The sequence below is a fragment of the Amycolatopsis sp. NPDC031561 genome (assembly GCF_055580625.1).
In genome coordinates, this window is sequence record NZ_JBVILA010000045.1 from 22,705 (window position 1) to 41,716 (window position 19,012).

A 19,012-nucleotide genomic window follows, 5' to 3' on the forward strand; every position below is an offset into this window, starting at 1 on the left:
CACGCTAAAGACCGCAACTAGAGGACTAAACGCGGGAGGGGAGAGCGCTTTCTTCGGGACGGCCGACTCTGGTGGAAGCGGTCGACCGTGGTCCGCCGGGGCAACTATGCTGGCCGAAGGTGCCCCGGCCGCCTGACCTCCCGACCGAGCGGTCCTCCGTGCGCCATGCTCGGAGCGACCGTCGCCCGGCCGCGCCGTGGTCCCGCGCCGGTCGAGGAGGGAAATGGGAGCGACGGCCGTCACGAACGCCGGACCGGACGACGCGCAGGCCGCTTTGGACCGGGTACTCATCGGGTCCGGTGCGATCTGGGTGGTGCACGGCCCGGTGGGCAGCGGCCGCAGCACCGTCCTCTCCGGGCTGGCCCAGCGCGGGCGCCGCTCCGGCGCCGCCGTGCTGGCCGTGCCCGCCGGTCCCGAGCCCGAAACCGTACTGCTCCGGCTGACGACCCAGCTGGTCGAGCTGATCGCGACCCTCGACCGGCCCGAGCTGGTCAGCATGCTCAGCGCGGTGGCCTGGCTGCGGGCCCGGCTCGAGTCGGGCTCCGGCACCGCACCGCAGACGACCGCCCACGATCTGATCACCGTTCTCGCCACCCTCGCCCCGCGCAGCCGGATCGTCCTGCAGTTCGACGACTTCGATCTGCTGCCACCGGAGCTCGCCACCGTGCTCACCCTGGTCGCCGAGGGCGCCCGCGCCACCGGGACGGTCACCGTCGCGACCGCGGCGGGCCGGGATCCCGACGGCGGACCGGTCGGCAAACTGCTCGCCATCGCCGACGGCACGGTGGGCCTCCGGCCGCTGACCGCCGCGGAGACGACGGCGCTGCTGCCCGGCTGGACCACCCGTGCCGGGCGGATCGCGAGCGATCCCGCGCTCGTCAGCGCGGTGCGCACCGCGCTCGGCCCGCTGTTCGGCAATCCCGGCACGGTCGGCGCGACGGTCGCGGGCCTGCGCGTCTCCGGCAGGCTGTCGGTCGTCGACGAACACGTCTGCCTGACCGGCGCGGGAACCCCGATCGTGTTGCCCGAGGGACATGCCGAGACGCTCAGACTGCGGCGGCTCGGGCCGCGCGCCCGGCGGCTCGCCGCCATCATCGCGGTACTGAGCGAACAAAGCGTCCCGACCCTCGAAAGACTGCCTTGGCTGGCCTCCGCGGCCGCGCTGACGCCGTCGGTCGCGGGCCAGGCTGTCGACGACCTGGTCCGGGCCGGAATCCTTCGCGGCGGGACGGACGGCGTGGTGGAGTTCGCCGTCCCCGCACTGGCCGACAGGCTCCGGCTGGAGCACGGCTTGCGCTGGCGCACGGTGCTGCACCGGAGGATCGTGCGGGATCTCCTCGACCGGGGTCCGGCCGATCCCGCCGAAATCGCCCCGCATCTCGCCGAACTCCCGCCGTCACCACCGGATCCCGGGACGGCGGGACTGCTGCTCGAAGCGGCCGCGAGCGGGAACACCGACATGCCGACGGCGCGCCGCTACCGGCTCGCGGCGCTCCGGCTGCTTGCCCCGTCCGACGACCGCTTTCCCGACGTGCTCCGGGCCCTGCTCGCGGACAGCCTCGCGGCGGGCGGCTACGGCGCGCTGGCCGACGACCTCGCCACCGTCGTCGCACCGCGGCTCGCCGACCCCGGGCCGTCCGCCCGGCTGTCCGCCACCGTCCTGATGTGCTGGCTGGGCGCGCTCGCCCACGAGCAACGACTCGCCGAACTCGACGTCGTACGACCTCTTGCCGCCGAAGTCGCGCATCTCCTCGACAAGGTTCCCGACTGCCGCCTGCTGCTCGACGCGGTCAACCGGGCCGACCGCCCGGCGGCCGCGGAAGCGGTGCGGGCGCTCGCGCGTGCCAGTGGCGCGGAAGACGACCAGCTGTTCGCCCTCGGCGCCGGGATCCTGCTGGGCGCGCTGCCGGGCGACGGCGGCAGACCGGCCGAGGAGTGGTTGGTACTGACGGAAATGCCGCCGCACGAGGACGTCGCCGAAGCCGCGGAGGTCCTCGACACGGTCAGTGTCCTGAACGTCTTGCTGCGCGGCCGCTACCAACCGCCGACGTCCGGTTTCGCGGTCGATTGGCATATGGTCCGGCAGGCTTACCGCGAGGGCGAGTGGGACGCGGCGTTGTCGCTGGCCCGGCAGCTCGAAGGCGACCGCCTGTGGTGGGACCCGCCCCGTCGCCACCGGTTCGCGAGTGTGTTCGCCGCGGAGATCTGCGCCCAGCGCGCCCAACCCGATCGGGCGGCGGATTGGTTGCGCCGCTTGCCTTTCCGGACTTCCGCCGACGCGTACGTCGCGTGGGTCAGGTGCCTGCTCCACCAGTCCGAAGGGAAGCACGACGAAGCCCTCGCTCGCGGCTGGCGGGACTACCTCGACTGCCGCGACCGCGGGGTGCGGGCGGGGATGGAACGCCTGCTCGCCCGGCTCCTGCACGGAGCGAGGCTGTACGGGGACACCGAGACCGTGACCCGCCTGCTCGCCGAACTCGAGAGCCTCGCCGTCCGCAGCCCGACCGCGTCGGTCCAGGAGGCGGCACTGGTGTGCGGGGGTCTCGTGCGCGGGGACATGGAGTCGGTACGCGCCGGGGTCAAACTGGCGCGGCAGTCCGGTGACGTCTTCCGGATCGCCGAGGCGTGCACGGCGTTCGGCGAGGTGAGCCCGGTCCCCGGGCCGTCGCTGCTGGAGGCGCACCGGACGTTGAAGCGCCTGGACGCCGTCGTCGCGCTCGCGCCCGTTTCGGAGCTGCTCGATCGGCACCGGATCGCCTTCTCCCCCGACCGCGCGGACCGGACCGACCGGGCGGGGCTGGATCCCTTGGAACGCCACATCGTCGGCCTGATCGCGAGCGGCCGCACGAACCGGCAGATCGCGGCGGCGCTGCAGGTCAGCGAGAAGCGCATCGAAGCCCGGTTGACGTCGCTGTTCGAGCGCACCGGCAGCCAGTCCCGGGTGGAGCTGGCGGCGGCGTGGCTGCAGGGACGCCTCGGCCCCGCCGGATCCTGACCGGGCTCAGCCCGCCCGATGGCCGCGCATCGCCGCGGCCAACTGGGCGCGGCCACTGATGCCCAGCTTGCGATACGAACTGGTGAGGTGCTTCTCCACCGCGCGCACGGTGACCTCCAGCAGTTCCGCGATGTCGCGGTTGCGGCGGCCGGACACCGCCAGTTCCACCACGCGCTGCTCGGTCGCGGTCAGCAGTCCGCCGTCCGCCTGGTCCGGCGGCTCCGCGGACCCGGTCAGCCAGCTCGCCCCGCATCCGGCCGCCAGGCTGCGGCCCTCCAGCAGCCGCTCGCGGGCGTCGGGTCCGGTGCCGCGTTCCCCGAGCAGGATCAGCGTGCGGGCGAGTTCGAGCCGGTCTCCCGAGCGGGCCAGCGTTTCCGCGGCCTCGCGCAGCACCGGGACGGCGTCCTCGTCCCGGTCGAGCAGCGTCGCGCGGATCCGCAGCGCGCGCCCCACCGACGACGGCGCACCCCACGACAACGCCCGCTCGACCTCGCCCTGCGCGACCGCTTCCGCCCGCTTCGGATCGTCGGTCGCCGCGAGCAGAAGGGCGATCTGGCCGCGCAATGGCAGCAGCACACGGTTCCCGAACCGCTCCAGCTGATGCACGCAGTCGAGGAAGTACTCGGCGGCCGCGGTGTGATTGGCCTCGGTCAGGGCCAAGGTGCCGTACGCCAGCGATCGGAGCCAGGGGTCGTGTTCGACCTCCAGATGGTCGACGATCAGCCGCGCGAGTGCCGGATCTCGTTGCTCCATCGCGATTTCGGCCAGCACGCGCATGGCCGTCATGGTGATCCCGACCCGGCTGGGACCCGCCGAGGTCAGTACCGCCTGCGCCCGGTCGCGGGCCACGCCGAGCAGGCCGGTGGCGGAGGCCACGAGCGACTGTCCCGCCCAGGCGACCAGCGTCGGCAGGTCCGGATCCGCCGCGGGACCGCACGCCGCGGCGAGCCAGGAGTCGACGCCGTCGAGCGAATCGGCGGCGGCCAGCACCAGCACCGTGAGCGGCAGCGTGGTGTACATCTGGTCCGGCGAACCGGGTTCCCGCTCCAGCACCTGCCTGGCGATGTCCACAATGGACTCCCGGGGTGCGACGCCCGCGACGGTCATCAGGTACAGCAGGACAGCGACCAGTTCCCGCTGGGCCGAGGAATCCTGGGCGGGCGCGGGACCGAGTTCCGCCAGCCGGTCCGCCGCCGCGTCGCCGGCACCGGGGACACCCCGTTCGAGATAGCGAAGACGGGCCTCCATGCGCAACGCCGCGTCGGCCGCGTCCGGACCGGGTACCTCCCGCAGCTCCGCGAGCACCTGCCGGAGGCGGCGGACGTCCGCGGCGAACCGCAGCCCGGTCACCACCGGGAGCAGGCCGAGCGCGAACGCGCGGTCCACCGGATCCCGCATCAGGCCCAGCGCCTGGTGCAGATGCCGGTGGGCGGCGGGCAGGTCGTAGCCGCGTTCGACGGCGGCGAGATCGACGAGCAGTTCCGCGCGGTCGGCCCCCGGATGCGCCAGCGCGTGCTGCAGATACTGGGCGGCCGTCTGGGGCGACGAGTTCGCCAGCGCGGCACTGGCCGCGGTCCGCAGCACCTCCGCGGCCCACGGCTCAGGTTCGGCGACCGTGGCCAGCAGCTGCCGTCCGATCTGCTCGACCGGCCTTCCGTTGCGGTAGAGGACATTCGCGGCGCGCAGGTGCAAACGGTCCTGTTCGTCCGCGCTGAGCTGGTCGGCGACGAGATCGCCCGCCATCTCCCCCGCGAACCGCAGCAGCCCGTCGGCGGGGGCTTCGACGAGTCCCAGCCGCCGCAACGCGCGCAAGGCCGCGTCGAAGTCCGGCGAGTCGAGGTCGGCGAGTTCGGCCAGGACACCGGGCTCGGTCGACCCGCCGAGCGCGGCCATCGCCTTGGCCACCGCGGAGACGTCGTCCGGCTGGGCGCGCAGGCACCGGGTCAGCCGGGCCGCGGCGGGCGAGGGCCGCAGCGCGGCGAGTTCGGCCGCGGCCGGGGCGATCGGCCGCAGACCGTGTCCGAGCATCGCGTTGACCAGCGCGTCCAGCAGCATCGGCGAACCGCCGGTGCGGGCGTGGCAGACGTCCGCGAACTCGTCCGCGGGTTCGGCTCCGCAGCGGGCGGTCAGGTAGGACCGGACACCGGCGGCCGAGAGCGGGGTGGCGTGCACCGTGCGCGCCGCGGTCCGGGCGATGTCCTTGACCACGACGTCGTCCGCGGAGTCGTCACCCTCCAGCAGGGTCGCCACGACGAGGACCCGCAGGCGGCTCATCCGCTTGGCCAGATACGCGAGCCACCGCGCCGAAGCCGCGTCGGCCCACTGCAGATCGTCCACCAGCAGCGCGACCGGACCGGTGTCGCGCACCATCTCCGTGAACAGTTCCAGCAGTTCGTGCAGGACGAGATGGGCGCGGCGCGCGTCGGGCGGATCGGCGGGGAACTCACTGTCGGCCCGGACCGCGGTGAGCAACTCCCCGCGGCGGCCGGATTCCAGCAAGGGTTCCAGCAGCAACCAGACCACGCCGTGGGAGACGCCCCGCTCCAGCGGGGTCGCGGCCGCCCGGACGACGCGCACGCCCCGCGCGGCGGCCTCCTCCCCCGCCGCGTGCAGCAGCGCGGACCGGCCGGCGCCCAGCCCGCCGCGGACGACGACGAACTGCCCCGCCCCGGCACGCGCCTCGGCGACGGCCCCGGCGATCGCGGCCTGCTGGTCGACTCGCTCGATCATCATGACGACGGATCAGAGCTCCTTGTCCAGCGCGTCGAACAGCTCCCGCAGTTCGGCCCGCCCGGTGACCTCGAGCTGCCGGTAGATCGCGGTGAGCCGGAGCTCGACGGCGCGTTTGCTCACGCCCAGTTCCTCCGCCAGTTCGGCGTTGGAGGCGTTCGCGAGCACGCGGCGGACGAGGTCGGTCGCGGCGGGCGAGAGCGCCCGCCATCGCCGGGACGCCGTGCGATAGGACCGCCGAGGCCGGTCGGACAGCCGTTTCCCGAGGTCGGCGATGCGGGAAGTCGCCCACGCGAGCTGGTACGCGGTGGCCAGCCGCTCGGCCTCGCGCAGCAGGCGCGGCACGCCGCTGGTCTGACCCCGGTTGATCTGCGCGGCCGCGAGCAGCAGCACCGCCTCGACGTAGAGCACCCTGGCGGGCGACTGCTGGAGCGCGTTGACGGCCTGCGTCAGCCGGAACACCGCGTCCTCGGACCGCACCGCGACACCCGCGCCCAGATGGGTCCGCCCGATCGCGGTGCGTGTGCCCCAATCCTGCGCCAGCCGCCATTCCTCGCTGATCATCGCGGCGGCGGTGTGCTCGTCGCCGAGCGCCTGCGCCGCGATGGCGACATGCGAACGCCACGGCACCAGTCCGGGGTTCTGCCAGCCGATCGCGTTCATCCGCCTGCCGCATTCCTGGAACAGCCCCAGTGCCCGCCGGTGGCGTTTCAGGTCCAGTTCCAGCAACCCGCGCATGAAGAGCAGATACGGCGTGGAGTACAGCGGCCCGCCGTCGACAGCCGCGTCGACGGCGCGCTGGGCGGCCTCGAGATCGCCGCGGGTGAGCGCCGCCGCGATCGCGATCGTGCTCAGCGACGCGGTGACCGTCGGCGGCCAGCCGTCCGGTGGACCGGACACGGTGGCCTTGGCGAGCGCGTCCTCCGCGGCCTGCACGCGACCGCGTTGCAGGTGGATCCAGGCCTGGCCGGTGAGGCCGAGCGCCACCGGCACGCCCGCCCCGGCGGCGCTCGCGTCCGCGATCACTTCCTCGTAGACGGAAAGCGCTTCCAGGACGTCGTCGGTCTGGGTGAAGGTGATGGCCAGCGCCAGCCGCGTCGAGTAGAGGGTCATGGGCTCGTTCGACGGATCCGCCGCGCGCCGGGCCAGTCTGCGGGCCACTCGCCCGTCGCGGCACGCCGTCGTCGCCAGCCAGGACGCGGCCGCCGTCTGCTCGGGGGTCAGCGATGCCGGGTCCAGGTCCGACAAGGCCGGAATGCCGAGGAGGACGGCCCCCGCGCCGGTCCCTTCGGCCAGCCAGTGCAACGCCGTCAGATCCGCGCGATCCCGGTCGTCGGCCACGGCCTCGCTCAACACGGCCAGCTCGCGCAGCGCGTCGTCCCTGGCCCCTCGCTGCATCATCAGGTCCACAGCGGACAGTCGCGTTCGGACGGTGTCGTCGCCGTTGGAGACCCGGGTCGCCCTGGCCAGCCGCAACCCGCCGGTGAACGGGCACGACGACGCCTCGACCGTCTCCAGTTCCAGCCGCAACCGGGCCGACGTCCCTGGCGGCGCGGGTTCGGCGAGCGCCCGCCGGTAGTACCGGGCCGCTTCGGTGTGGTCCCCGGCTTCGCGTCGGCGCAACGCGGCCGCGTGCAGTGTCTCCAGCGCCCAAGCCTCGCCGACCGGCTGCGAACCGAGCAGCAGCCCGGCGACGTCTTCCTCCGGGGCGGCCCGGCGATGCCCGAGCTCGGCGGCCCGCCGTCGCGTCCCCGCCCGCTCCTCCGCGCCGGTCGCGGCCAGGACCCACGTGGCCACCTGGGGGTTCATCGGCTCGGCGGGATCGGTCCCGATCAGGCCGGAGTCCGCCAGCACCCGCAGCGCCCGGTTCAGCGGCATCCCGAGCGGGGCGGCGAGCGGGCGCAGGTAGGCCTCGTCGAGGGTGCCGATCGCGGCGATCGTCCGCACCAGCGCGGCGAGATCGGACGGCAGCCGGGCGAGCAGGTCGAGCACGGTGTCCCGGCGCACGTCCGCGGTGATCGCGGTGATCTCCGCGCCGGGCCCCTGGCCCGCGGCCGACCGGGCGAGCACTTCCGCGAGCAGCGCGGGGTTTCCGCGCGTGGCCGCGTAGACCTCGGCCACCGGCGGCCGCGGCGCCGGGACCGCGTGCACCAGCCGCCGGACCGCCGCCTCGCTCAACGGCCGCAACCGCACGACATGCCGGTTCTCCCAGGGGAGACCGCCGAGGCACAGCGGATCCGCGCCGTCGCCGTCGGCGTCCTGCGGGCCGGAATGCGCGGCGATGAGCAGCACCGGGTCGCTCCCCCGGCGTCGCTGCAACGCGGCCAGCCAGGCCTCGGACTGTTCGTCGGCCAGGATGAGATCGTCGACGACCAGCAGGACCGGGCGGCGGCGGGCCGATTCCAGCAGCCGCTGGCAGAGCAGTTCGTGCAGGACCTGCACATCGGTGCCGTCCGAAAGCGCGGCGTGCAGCCACGGGACGTCCGCGAGTTCCGGGATCGAAGCGAGCAGCTGGGAAAGGAGCCCGTACGGCAACTCGGCCTCGGTGGCCGAGCCGCGCGCGGTGAATACCTGAAGCCCCCGCTCGGTGGCCAGCGACGCGACCTGGTCCAGCAGCGCCGTCCGCCCGCTGCCCGCCGGGCCGAGCACGAGCGCGGAACCGCCGTGGCCGAGTTCGAGATCCCCGACCAGGCGGGTGAGCAGGCGCAGTTCGGTCTCACGCTCGACGAGTTCGTCGGCGCCGTCGGCTTCGAGCCGCCGGACGGCGCTCACCGGGCACCTTCGAGCAGCACGGGACGGTCGTCGACGTGGCCGACGATCACGGCCAGCTCGCCCCGCCCGCTGATCCGCAGCTTGCGATACACGCTCGTCAGATGCGTTTCGATGGTCCGGACGGTGACGAAGAGGCGTTCCGCGATGACCCGGTTGCTGATCCCGCGCCCGGCGAGCCGGGCGATGTGCCGTTCGGCGGGGCTCAGCGAATCGAGCGGGGAGACCTCGTTCGGGATACCGGCCTCGGCGGCGGTCCGCTGGGCACGGCGGAGCAGAAAACGGTCCCCTGTCCGCAAACTCAGCTCGACACAGCGCCGCAGGCGGACGCGCGCGGCGGCCGTGTCCCCCGCTTCGACGAGCGCGTGGCCGAGGTGGAACTCCGCCAGCGCTTCCTCCAGCCGGGCGGGAGACCCGGCCAGGATGCCCGCCGCCTCCTCGATCAGTCCGATCCGGTCGGGGCCGCGGGTGGCGACCGCGGTCGCGAGCCGGGCCATTCCGACCGCTCGCGGGGTGCCCCACCGCGCCGCCGGTCCGGCGCCTTCGGCCGCGAGTTCCGCCGCGGCCTCGAATTCTCCCTCGCCCGCCAGCATGCAGGCGCCCTCGAACCACCACGGTGCCAGCAGCGGATTGGCGATGCCGACGTCGGCGAGGCTCTCGCCGCAGCGGTGGAACAGCTTCAGCGCCGCCTCGCGATCCCCCGCCGCCCAGTGCACTCGCGCGTCGACGAGCTGGAACCACGGGCGCATCACCGTGTGCTCCCACAACTGCGGGGAATCCGCTTCCCGCAACAACTTCATCGCCTTCGAGGTGTCGCCCTGCTGGGCCGCGACGGTGGCGAGCGCGATGCGCGGGACCACACCGCCGGTGCGCCCTTCGGCACGGCGGCTGAGCGCGTAGGCCTGTCCGGCGTCGGCGGCCGCGGTGGCGAGATCGCCGCACCAATGCCCGAGCAGACCGCGGAAAGCGAGGTACTCGCTGCGCTGGGCCGGGACGAGCTCGATGGCCCTGGTGAGTTCGTCCCTGGCGACGTCGACCTCGTCGGCCAGCAACAGCGCCAGTACGGCGGAGCTGACGGCCGAATCGTCGGTGGTCGGGGTGTACCCGCGGATCGCGCGCATCGCCCATTCGGCGGCCTCGCGCGGCCGGGTTCCGTCGAGGGCGGCGACGACGGCGCACACGGCCAGGTGCCTGGCGTCGACGACGGCTTCCGGGCCGTCGCCGGTCCGGGGCTGGATCCGGGTGTCGAGCTTCGGCAGGCTGTCGCGATCTTCGATGCCCACCAGGCACAACAGCCCTTCGAGATGGATCCGCAATTGCTGGTCCACCTCGCCACCGAGGACGGTCAGCACCCGGTCCAGCACGGTGACGGCGGTCCCGCAGCGGCGGGCGACCAGCGCCGCGCGGCCCAGCTTCACCGCCGCCCTGGCGCGGTCGGACGGATCCTGCTGCAGTTCGAGCGCGCGGCGCAGAAGGTCGAAGCCGCTGTCCGGTTCCAGCAGCGCGACCGTCTCGGCGAGCTGAACGGCCAGGCCCGCGTCGGAAGGCCTCGCCGCCGCGGCGGGCCGGAGATAGCGCAGCGCGTCCCAGGGCGCTCCACGGTCGCAGGCGCAGCTCGCGGCGTCCCTCAGCAGGTCGACCATCCACGAGTCCAGCTCACCGAGTTCGAGCAGATGCTCGGCCACCTCCTCCGGCGACCCGGCCGCGTCGCTCAGCAGAATCGCCGCGGTACGCCGCCACCGGCCGAGCTCGGCGGGATCGAGGGCGTCGAGCAGCCCTTCCCGCACCGGGTCGTGCCGGAAGGAAAACCCTTCCTGCGCAAGGATGTGCTGACTCCGCAGCAGGTCGACGGCGGTTCCGGCGGTGCGGGCCGGCACCTTGGCCAGCCTTGCCACCAGGGAGAGGTCCTGCCCGCCGAGTACCGCGATGGCGGTGGCGACCGACCGGGCGTAGTCCGGGACGCCGGTGAACAGGGAGTGGATCAGCGCGGCTCCCGCCGCGGAACCGGCCACCGGCGCGACACCCGCCGCGACCTTGCCCAGTTCGTCGAGCATCTCCCGCAGCAGCAAGGGATTCCCGCCGGACTGCTCGACGCAGTGCCGCACGAACGCTTCCCCCGGCTCCGATCCGACGGCCTCGCGCGCCAGCGAGGCGACCGCCTCCGCGGGCAGCGGGCCGAGGTCGAGCACCTCGGTGCCGTACCAGGATTCGAGGTCCGCCAACCGTTCCGCCACCCCGTCCGGACCGTCGGCGGCCGACCGGACCAGGATCATCCGCACCGGCAACCGCGTCGCGTGGCGGGCGATGAGACTCAGCCATCGCAACGTCGGTTCGTCACACCACTGCACGTCGTCGACGGCGAGCACGATCGCGGGCCGCCCGCCCGCCCAGGCCGCGAATCCCTCGTACCAGGCGGCGAAGTCGGCCGGATCCGAGACCGGCGCACCGGCCTGGCGCAGTCCCGCGAGCAGTTCCCGGGAAGCCGCGGCCCCTTCACCCGGCACACCGGCGCCCCGGCAGACGACGGTGTCCGTGAGAGCCGCCAGCGCGGTGTCCAGCAGGCTGGACTTGCCGATACCCGACTGCCCTCGTACGACGATGACGGAGCCTTGACCTGGCGCACCGGGGCTCAGCCGCGCGGCGAGCCGGCGCAGCTCGTCGTCACGTCCGGCCAGCGTGCGCCCGGGTCTGTTGGCGTCCACCATCTCCGCCTCCTGTCGTCCCATCGGGTCGCTGCCATCACACAGAGCGAACAAACGCTTACGTGGTTCCATCTCATCGTGTGATCGTCTTACCGAATAGACCGGCCAACCCCGGCGAGGGTTATCCCTCGCTACGGGGATGCCTACCGCTCAGATGAGCGCGAAATCGGAGAGCGCGCGATTCCGAGGGCAGGACGGCCACACTCGACGCGGCACCACGCGTGAGCCTGGTGCGACGAAGTGTGGCAGAAGACCGCGCTCCAGGGAATGCATCGTGAACGACCCATGACGTCCAGGTTTACCCCAGCAGGCCACCCGGCGTCCGCTCCGGCCGGCCGCGCCGCTCAGATGAGCGAACATGCCTCGAAGATCATTACGAATTCTTCCGAAATACAACGGTGAACAGCGGCTGGGGCCGGACCGTTCACTGGGACCGCACCGTAATCGCACGAGCACGTCACGCGGCGGCCATCCGCCCGTCAAGTCCGGGCGCTCAGCTCGCGCGCCGCGACTCCGGCACCCGCGGCGGCCACGCCGTCGAGTCGAGCAGCCCGGTGGCGAAGGCGCGCGAAACCAGTTCGACCCGGTTGCGCGCCTTGAACTTCCGCTGCAAGCGGGCGACGTGGTAGTCGATCCCCTGGCGGCTCAGGTAGTACTTGTCGGCCATCTCCAGGCTGGACAAGCCGCTGGCGATGCCCTGGAGGATCTTCGCCTCGATGTCGTTGACCGAGCTCAGCTGCTCGGCGCGGGCCGCGGCGGGCCCCGCCTCCGGGAGCACGGTCAGCAGGATCGCCGTACCCGGCGCCCGCATCCGGCCCGCCACGATGGTCAGCCGGTCGGCGCCGCCGGAGCCGAGCCCGGTGACGCTGCCGCGGAACCGCTGCTCCCAGCCTTCGGCGACCCGGTTCAGCCGGTCGCGCAGATGGTCGGGACCGGTGGTGACGAGCTCGGGGAACGATTCACCGAGCACGTCGGCGGGACGGCGGCCGAGCAGCCGGAAGAAGGCGGCGTTGCCACCACCGAGCCGCAGCCCGGCGCTGAGCGCCGCCAGTGGCATGTCGGCGACTTCCACGAATTCACTGATGATTCCGGGCCGCGCGGTGCGACCCGCGTCGAAAGCCCACTTGCCGATCGGAGAAATCGTTCGGATGCCGGCCATGGAAAGCCCCCTTCTGCCTGAGCCATTCGTGTCCACCAAAGCCGTCCCTGCCCAAGACTCGGCAAACACTACGAACCGGCTCTCGACGGGGTCAACGAATTCCGCAGCAGTTCGTGGCCACCGAACCCACCGTGCGGACAGGCCGTACCGAAGGTTCGGTATCGGCGGCCCAGCGGGAGAATCCTCAGCTCAGCGGCGGATTCGGCGACCGAACCCTCACGGCGAGCCCGCACCACGAGGGATGCGAGGCGAATTCCGAGTGAAGAACTTCTCGCGTTTCGCCCAGTCAAGATAGCACCGAATCCGCCGGTCCTTAACATTGATTTAAGGTAGATCCCGGCGTCTTTGCGCCGTCGCCGGAGCGGATTCGTGAAGCGGGTGCCCGGTGATCGGCACACCGCCGTCCTCGCCTGTCGATCGACCGAATCGGCATTCGGCGCAGAAGCGATCGCTTGACCGAAACCTGGCCGTCCACTGTGGACACCGGGGAAAGTGACAGGGCCGTCCCGGATGTTTCACACCCGGGACGGCCCTGCGCGGATCAGACGGTTTCGCGCGTGGTCACCGCGGCGTTCTCGGCGGCCAGCGCGGTGCAGGTGCGCACCCACAGCTCCCAGCCCGCCAGCGCCTGGTTGCAGTTCCAGCCGGCCCAGCGCATCGCCTGCGCGCCCTCGTTCCCGGCGCGGTTACAGGAGGTTTTGCTGCTCCAGCCTTCACTCTGCTTGCGGTACGGCGTGCAGGAAGCCGCCGCGACGTCACCCGACGCCCCGGCAGCGCACGGTTCCGCGGTGCTCGCCATCGCCGTTCCCCCGGTGAGCACGGAGCCCGCGAGGGTCGCGGCGAGAACGGCCCCACGGACCACGAAGCGCTTGTTCATTGAGTTTTCCTTACCGCGAGCAAGACCCCACGCCTACAGTGGCCGATCCCCGGGAGAAGATCAACCTTCTCGACCGAAGGGCCCCGTTCGAAACCCGGCGCGCCCCGGCTTGGTTCACCCACCTGTTCAGCCGATCCCGGTCCCAGCTCATGGGCACGGTTGCGCATGCGTGCATCCCAACGGTCCACTCGTCGGTACTCCGATCGGAAGGATCACCATGTCCGTCACCGACGAACTCCTGGCCAACAACGCCGACTACGCCGCGCGCTTTTCCGGGCCGCTTCCCTTGCCGCCCGCCAAGCATGTCGCCGTGCTCGCCTGTATGGACGCCCGGATCAACGTTTACGGCGTCCTCGGCCTCCAGGAAGGCGAAGCGCACGTCATCCGTAACGCGGGCGGCGTCGTCACCGAGGACGAAATCCGTTCGCTCGCGATCAGCCAGCGCCTGCTCGGCACGAGGGAAATCATCCTCATCCACCACACCGACTGCGGAATGCTGACCTTCACCGACGACGGCTTCAAGAAATCCATCCAGGAGGACGTCGGCGTCAAACCGTCTTGGGCCGCCGAAGCCTTCGGCGACCTCGACGCCGACGTGCGTCAGTCGATCGCGCGCATCAAGAACAGCCCGTTCATCCCCGAGAAGGATTCCGTCCGCGGTTTCGTCTTCGACGTCGCCACCGGAAAACTGAACGAGGTCGCCTGACCGGGGCGCGGGCCGCGACCGCGCGCACGGTCGCGGCCCGTTCCGGTCATTCGCCGATGACCTGCTCCACCTTGCGCTGCAGTTTGTTCATCCCGCCGAGCCAGCGGTCGGTCTGCGTGGCGCGCGCGGCGTAGTAATCCGCGACCTCGGGGTGCGGCAGGACCAGGAAACGTTCGTGGGCGATGGCCTCGAACAACGCGTCCGCGACCTGCTCCGGCTGGATCGCCGACGCGCCCATGAGCAGTTCGCCCGCCGGGCCGGTGTTCTCCAGCATCGCCGTCCGCACGCCTTGCGGGCAGATCGCCTGCACGGTGAGGCCGCGATGCCGATAGGTGGCCGACAGCCACTCAGCGAAGGCGAGCGCGCCGTGTTTGGTCACCGAATACGATGCCGAACCGAGGGTGGTCAGCAATCCCGCCGCCGACACCGTCGAAATGAAGTGCCCGCGGCCGCGCTCGAGCCACGGCGGCAGCAACAGCCGTGCCGCGCGCACGTGCGCCATCACGTTGACATCCCAGATCCGCGCCCAGTCCTCTTCCGGCGCGTCCACGCCGCCCATCGGCGCGATCCCGGCGTTGGCACAGAAGACGTCGATCTCGCCGAGGGTCTCGCGGGCGGTCTCGATCAGCGACGCGACGCCCGCCTCGCTCGCCGCGTCCCCGGCAACGGCGGTCCCGCCGATCTCCTTCGCGACTTCGGCCGCGGCGTCCCCGTTCAGGTCGCCGACGACGACCTTGGCCCCCTCGGCGGCAAAGCGGCGGGCGAGGGTGGCGCCGATACCGCCGCCGCCACCGGTGACGACGACACCCGCACCGGTGAACGACGCGGTCACAGGCCACCCGCCAGCGTCACGCCGCCGTCGAGGACGACCGTCTGCCCGGTGATCCAGCCCGCTTCTTCCGAGAGCAGGAACGACACCGCGCTCGCGATGTCGGCCGGCACCCCGAGCCGCTTCATCGGGTACGACTCGGAGACCTCTTCCTCCCGGCCTTCGTACAGGGCGGTCGCGAATTTGGTCTTGACCACCGCGGGCGCGACGGCGTTCACCCGGATCTTCGGCCCCAGCTCGAAGCCGAGTTCCTTGGTGAGCCGGATCAGCGCGGCCTTGCTGACGCCGTACATGCCGATCCCCGGCGACGCGCCGAGTCCGGCGACCGACGCGACGTTCACCACCGCCCCGCCGTGCTCCCCCATCCACGCGTCGCGCGCCCGGCGCGTCCACGAAAGCGGCGCGAGCACGTTCACGGCGAAGATCTTCGCCGCGGCTTCGGGATCGATGTCCAGGGTCGGTCCGAACACGGGGTTGATGCCGGTGTTGTTGACCAGCATGTCCAGCCGCCCGAAGGCCTCGATCGTCTTGGCGACGGCCTCGTCCTGGTGCGCGGTGTCGTCGGCCTTGCCCGGGACGGCGATCGCGACGGCTTCCCCGCCCAGTTCGGCGACGGCCTCGGCCAGTGGCTCCGGCTTGCGCGCGGTGATGCACACCTTCGCGCCGCGCTCGACCAGGTCCTTGGCGATCCCGAGGCCGATACCCCGGCTGGCGCCGGTGACGATCGCGACGCGATCCTTGAACGAGTTCACTCTTCGATCTCCTCTGTGTTCACCGACGAGCGCAGTCACTAAGCGAGCGCTCACTTACAATGGGAAGGGCCGGAGGTGGTGTCAAGCCCACCATCCGGTACGAGCCTCTGGGAGGATCTGCGGATGACCATGTCGCTGTCGGCCGAACTGTGGCCAGACGTCCAGCCGGAGACGGCACGACGGCTGATGCTGGCCGGGGTCGAGTCCTTCGCCCGGCGCGGTTATCACGCGACCACCACCCGGGACATCGCCTCGGCGGCGGGCATGAGCCCCGCGGCGCTGTACGTGCACTTCCCGTCCAAGGCCGCGCTGCTGTTCGCGATCTCCAAGTACGGCCACGAGCAGACCCTCTCACTGGTCGAGAGCGTCGTGGCCCGCGAGACCGACCCCGTCGAACGGATCCGGCTGCTGGTCGAGGACTTCGTGGCGTGGCACGCGCGGCGGCACACCGTGGCGCGCGTCGTGCAGTACGAACTGCACGCGCTCCCGGACGAGGAGTTCGAGATCGTCGCGAAACTGCGCCGCCGCATCGAGCAGATCGTGCGCGAGGTCATCACCGAGGGCGCGCGGACGGGCGTGTTCACCGTCGGCGACCCGCACACCGCCGCCCGCGCCGTGCTCTCGCTCGGCGTCGACGTCTCCCGCTGGTACAGCGATCGCGCCCGCCAGACACCGAAGAAGCTGGGCCAGGAGTACAGCGAGCTGGTGCTCCGCATGCTCGGCACGAAACTCTCCTGACCGGGTACTGATCGACCTCCGTCGGCGATACCGCCACCAGAGTGACATACCAACCGGTCGGTATCGAGAAATACCCGCTGAGACGTTGACCACATACTAAGCGGTTGTTAACTTGCCCGGACTGCATCGCCGCAGCAGCGCCGAGCGAAGGGCATCCAGATGGCCGACAGTGCTCCGAACGCCCCGGAAACCGCCGCCGAACCGACGATCACCGTGTCCCAGCGAAGGAGGGCCGCGACCGCGGCGGCGCTCGCGTCGTCGGTCGAGTGGTACGACTACTTCGTCTTCGGGATCGCCGCCGCCCTGGTCTTCGGGAAGACCTTCTTCCCCACCACCAACGCCGCGGCCGGTGTCCTCGCCTCGTTCGCGACCTTCGCGGTCGGCTTCCTCGCCCGGCCGCTCGGCGGGATCATCGCGGGCAGCATCGGCGACAAACGCGGCCGGAAACCCGTGCTGGTAATGGCGATCGCGCTGATGGGGGCGGCGACGACGCTGATCGGCCTGCTCCCCACCTACGACACGATCGGCATCGCCGCGCCGATCCTCCTGGTGCTTCTCAGGCTCGTGCAAGGCGTCGCGGTCGGCGCGCAGTGGGGTGGCGCGATGCTGCTCGCCACCGAGTACGCGCCGCCGGGCAAACGCGGTCTCTACGGCAGCCTGGTCCAGCTCGGCGTCCCGATCGGCGTGGTGCTGGCGAACACGGTGTTCCTGATCGCCGCGCAGGTCGCGCCGCCGTCGGACTTCCTCACCTGGGCGTGGCGGATCCCGTTCCTTGTCGGCATCCTCGTGCTCGGGCTCGCCTGGTACATGCACGTCAAGATCGACGAAACCCCGGAATACCGCCGTGCCGAAGCGAAACTCACCGCCGAGGAACGCGGCCGCGCCAAGTCGCCGCTGCGCGATGTCATGCGCAACCACAAGGGCACCGTCCTGCTGGCGGGCGGCTCGTTCATGGTCAACACCGCCACCTTCTACATCCTGCTCAACGGCGTCCTCGACTACGCCACCCGCCATCTGGGGATGTCACGGACCACCGTGCTCGTCGCGACCCTGCTGATCAGCACGCTGCAGCTGGCGATCATCCCGTTGTCGGCGAAGCTGTCCGACCGCATCGGCAGGCTCAAGATCTACACCTTCGGCGCGGCGGGGGTCGCGCTCTGGGCGATCCCGATGTTCCTGCTGATCGACACGGCTTCCCTGCCGCTGTTCGTGGTCGCCTCGTTCGTCGGGTCGCTGTTCCTCGGCATCATGTACGGCCCGCAGGCGGCACTGTTCGCCGAACTGTTCACCGCCGAGATGCGCTACACCGGCGCCTCACTCGGCTACCAGATCAGCGCGGTCGTCGGCGGCGGACTCGCGCCGTTCATCATGGTGCTACTGCTGGAATCCACCGGGACGTCGATGTCGGTTTCGCTCTACATCATCGTGCTGGCCCTGATTTCCCTCGGTTCGATCGGCCTGCTGGCCAAACGCGCCAAGCGAGCCGCACAGTCCACTTCGGACTCAGTCGACCGCCCGCGCGAAGCGGTCGGCGACCAGCCGTAGCCGCTCCTTGACCTCGTCCGGCGCCTCTTCCACCACGAAGTCGACGTCCCAATGGGCGAGGTAGTAAGGCATCACGGAAAGGTCGTTGGATCCGACCCTGACCCGGCAGGTGTGCTCGTCGATGGCCTCGATCGTCCCGACGGTCGGAGACACGTATTCGGCGAGCGCGTCCGCCGAGGCCTGCACCCGCAACACCATCTGGTGTGGATACGGCGACGACGTGATCCCGCGGGAGACATAGGCGGCGAGGTCCTCGGCGGGCGGTTCCCTCGGCGTGAAGCGGAAACTGGTGTCCGGGACGCCGTCGATACGATCGACGCGGAAGGTCCGCCAGTCCTCGCGGTCGAGGTCGAACGCGACCAGGTACCACCGGCGGCCGGTGTGCACCAGGCGCAGCGGCTCGATGTGGCGCTCGCTGACGTCGCCGTGGTGACTGCGGTAGCCGAACCGGAGCCGCTGATGATCGCGGCACGCGGACGCGATGACCGTCAGCGCCTCCGCGTCGATGACCGGCACGACGCCGCCGAGCGGGATCATCGCGGTGTTGAACGCGGTCACCCGGTGCCGCAGCCGGGCGGGCAGCACCTGCTCCAGTTTCGCGAGTGCGCGCACCGAGGTCTCCTCGATGCCCGACACCGTCCCGTTCGCGGCCGTACGGAGCCCGACTGCGACCGCGACGGCCTCGTCGTCGTCCAGCAGCAGCGGCGGCAGCGCGGCCCCCGCACCGAGCCGGTAACCACCGGCGACACCCGGCGTCGCGTGCACCGGATAGCCCAGCTCCCGCAACCGCTCGACGTCACGCCGGACCGTGCGGACGTCCACCCGCAGCCTGTCGGCCAGGTCGGCGCCCGGCCAGTCCCGCCGCGCCTGCAGCAGCGACAGCAGCCTCAGCAGCCGGGCCGACGTGCCCGTGGTCATCGGTTCGCTCGCTTCATGAGGAGGAGTGTGGCAGACATCGAGGACAGTTCCGGTCCGCATTGGGGTCGTGAGTGGTAAGGACGGTTAGAGCGGACCGGTATTTGCCTACCTACGCGTGACCAGGGCGAAGGCGAGGTGCGGTAGTCGAGGGGGTCACTCCGGTCTCGGAGCTCGATGACACCGGAATCTCGCCGCGACAGGGTTCGAGCGTGGAGGATTCGGGACGCTCAACGTCCTAAATCCTCCACACTCGGTTCACGCGGCCACTGACCACTACGGGATGGCGGCTCAC

Annotated in this window: 12 protein-coding genes; 4 read left to right on the forward strand and 8 right to left on the reverse strand. The window is 71.5% G+C overall.

Translation table 11 applies throughout. The annotated features are described in order from the left end of the window. The first annotated feature begins 223 nt into the window (after positions 1-223). Complete coding sequence (locus tag ACZ5IK_RS43700) at positions 224-2,995, forward strand: helix-turn-helix transcriptional regulator (protein WP_465493110.1); 2,772 nt, start codon at positions 224-226, stop codon at positions 2,993-2,995. A gap of 6 nt (positions 2,996-3,001) precedes the next feature. On the opposite strand, the gene ACZ5IK_RS43705 is transcribed toward ACZ5IK_RS43700, so the two are convergent. The 5 genes from ACZ5IK_RS43705 to ACZ5IK_RS43725 all read right to left on the reverse strand — a co-directional run bounded on the left by ACZ5IK_RS43705 (position 3,002) and on the right by ACZ5IK_RS43725 (position 13,232). Beyond that, positions 3,002-5,728: an AAA family ATPase gene (locus tag ACZ5IK_RS43705; protein WP_465493111.1), complete on the reverse strand. Its 2,727-nt coding sequence runs from the start codon at positions 5,726-5,728 to the stop codon at positions 3,002-3,004. A gap of 9 nt (positions 5,729-5,737) precedes the next feature. After that, entirely contained in the window at positions 5,738-8,497 is a 2,760-nt protein-coding gene (locus tag ACZ5IK_RS43710; protein WP_465493112.1) for an AAA family ATPase, read from the reverse strand. Beyond that, positions 8,494-11,199 carry an AAA family ATPase gene (locus ACZ5IK_RS43715; RefSeq protein WP_465493113.1) on the reverse strand — a complete coding sequence of 902 codons (2,706 nt, stop codon included), beginning with the start codon at positions 11,197-11,199 and terminating at the stop codon, positions 8,494-8,496. The genes ACZ5IK_RS43710 and ACZ5IK_RS43715 overlap by 4 nt, the downstream gene beginning before the upstream one ends. A gap of 490 nt (positions 11,200-11,689) precedes the next feature. Further along, on the reverse strand, positions 11,690-12,355 hold the full coding sequence (locus tag ACZ5IK_RS43720) for a helix-turn-helix transcriptional regulator (RefSeq protein ID WP_410604676.1): 666 nt from the start codon (positions 12,353-12,355) through the stop codon (positions 11,690-11,692). Between the two features lie 541 nt (positions 12,356-12,896). Beyond that, positions 12,897-13,232 (reverse strand): hypothetical protein, encoded by a 336-nt coding sequence (locus ACZ5IK_RS43725; protein WP_465493114.1) that lies wholly within the window; start codon positions 13,230-13,232, stop codon positions 12,897-12,899. A gap of 217 nt (positions 13,233-13,449) precedes the next feature. Here ACZ5IK_RS43725 and ACZ5IK_RS43730 point away from each other — a divergent pair, with 217 nt between their 5' ends. Beyond that, on the forward strand, positions 13,450-13,938 hold the full coding sequence (locus ACZ5IK_RS43730; protein ID WP_465493115.1) for a beta-class carbonic anhydrase: 489 nt from the start codon (positions 13,450-13,452) through the stop codon (positions 13,936-13,938). 46 nt (positions 13,939-13,984) lie between these two features. On the opposite strand, the gene ACZ5IK_RS43735 is transcribed toward ACZ5IK_RS43730, so the two are convergent. Continuing rightward, positions 13,985-14,770, reverse strand: coding sequence for an SDR family oxidoreductase (locus tag ACZ5IK_RS43735; RefSeq protein WP_465493116.1), 786 nt, complete (start codon positions 14,768-14,770; stop codon positions 13,985-13,987). Beyond that, positions 14,767-15,519: an SDR family oxidoreductase gene (locus ACZ5IK_RS43740; protein ID WP_465493117.1), complete on the reverse strand. Its 753-nt coding sequence runs from the start codon at positions 15,517-15,519 to the stop codon at positions 14,767-14,769. The genes ACZ5IK_RS43735 and ACZ5IK_RS43740 overlap by 4 nt, the downstream gene beginning before the upstream one ends. Before the next feature lie 123 nt (positions 15,520-15,642). On the opposite strand from ACZ5IK_RS43740, the gene ACZ5IK_RS43745 reads away from it, so the two are divergent. Together ACZ5IK_RS43745 and ACZ5IK_RS43750 are read left to right on the forward strand one after the other, a co-directional pair. Continuing rightward, positions 15,643-16,257, forward strand: a complete 615-nt coding sequence (locus ACZ5IK_RS43745) for a TetR/AcrR family transcriptional regulator (RefSeq protein WP_410604679.1) — start codon at positions 15,643-15,645, stop codon at positions 16,255-16,257. A 159-nt stretch (positions 16,258-16,416) separates the two neighbouring features. After that, complete coding sequence (locus ACZ5IK_RS43750) at positions 16,417-17,802, forward strand: MFS transporter (protein WP_465493118.1); 1,386 nt, start codon at positions 16,417-16,419, stop codon at positions 17,800-17,802. Here the strand turns inward: ACZ5IK_RS43750 and ACZ5IK_RS43755 are convergent. After that, the gene (locus ACZ5IK_RS43755; RefSeq protein WP_101606851.1) at positions 17,761-18,720 is read right to left on the reverse strand and encodes a helix-turn-helix transcriptional regulator; all 960 of its coding nucleotides are present in this window, start codon (positions 18,718-18,720) and stop codon (positions 17,761-17,763) included. The genes ACZ5IK_RS43750 and ACZ5IK_RS43755 overlap by 42 nt on opposite strands. Positions 18,721-19,012 lie beyond the last annotated feature (292 nt).

Excerpts from the sequence above, each read along its gene's own strand:
- ACZ5IK_RS43720 (WP_410604676.1), bottom strand. The coding sequence starts at position 12,355 with ATGGCCGGCATCCGAACGATTTCTCCGATCGGCAAGTGGGCTTTCGAC.
- ACZ5IK_RS43700 (WP_465493110.1), top strand. The coding sequence starts at position 224 with ATGGGAGCGACGGCCGTCACGAACGCCGGACCGGACGACGCGCAGGCC.
- ACZ5IK_RS43715 (WP_465493113.1), bottom strand. The coding sequence starts at position 11,199 with ATGGTGGACGCCAACAGACCCGGGCGCACGCTGGCCGGACGTGACGAC.
- ACZ5IK_RS43745 (WP_410604679.1), top strand. The coding sequence starts at position 15,643 with ATGACCATGTCGCTGTCGGCCGAACTGTGGCCAGACGTCCAGCCGGAG.
- ACZ5IK_RS43730 (WP_465493115.1), top strand. The coding sequence starts at position 13,450 with ATGTCCGTCACCGACGAACTCCTGGCCAACAACGCCGACTACGCCGCG.
- ACZ5IK_RS43755 (WP_101606851.1), bottom strand. The coding sequence starts at position 18,720 with ATGACCACGGGCACGTCGGCCCGGCTGCTGAGGCTGCTGTCGCTGCTG.
- ACZ5IK_RS43725 (WP_465493114.1), bottom strand. The coding sequence starts at position 13,232 with ATGAACAAGCGCTTCGTGGTCCGTGGGGCCGTTCTCGCCGCGACCCTC.
- ACZ5IK_RS43705 (WP_465493111.1), bottom strand. The coding sequence starts at position 5,728 with ATGATGATCGAGCGAGTCGACCAGCAGGCCGCGATCGCCGGGGCCGTC.
- ACZ5IK_RS43750 (WP_465493118.1), top strand. The coding sequence starts at position 16,417 with ATGGCCGACAGTGCTCCGAACGCCCCGGAAACCGCCGCCGAACCGACG.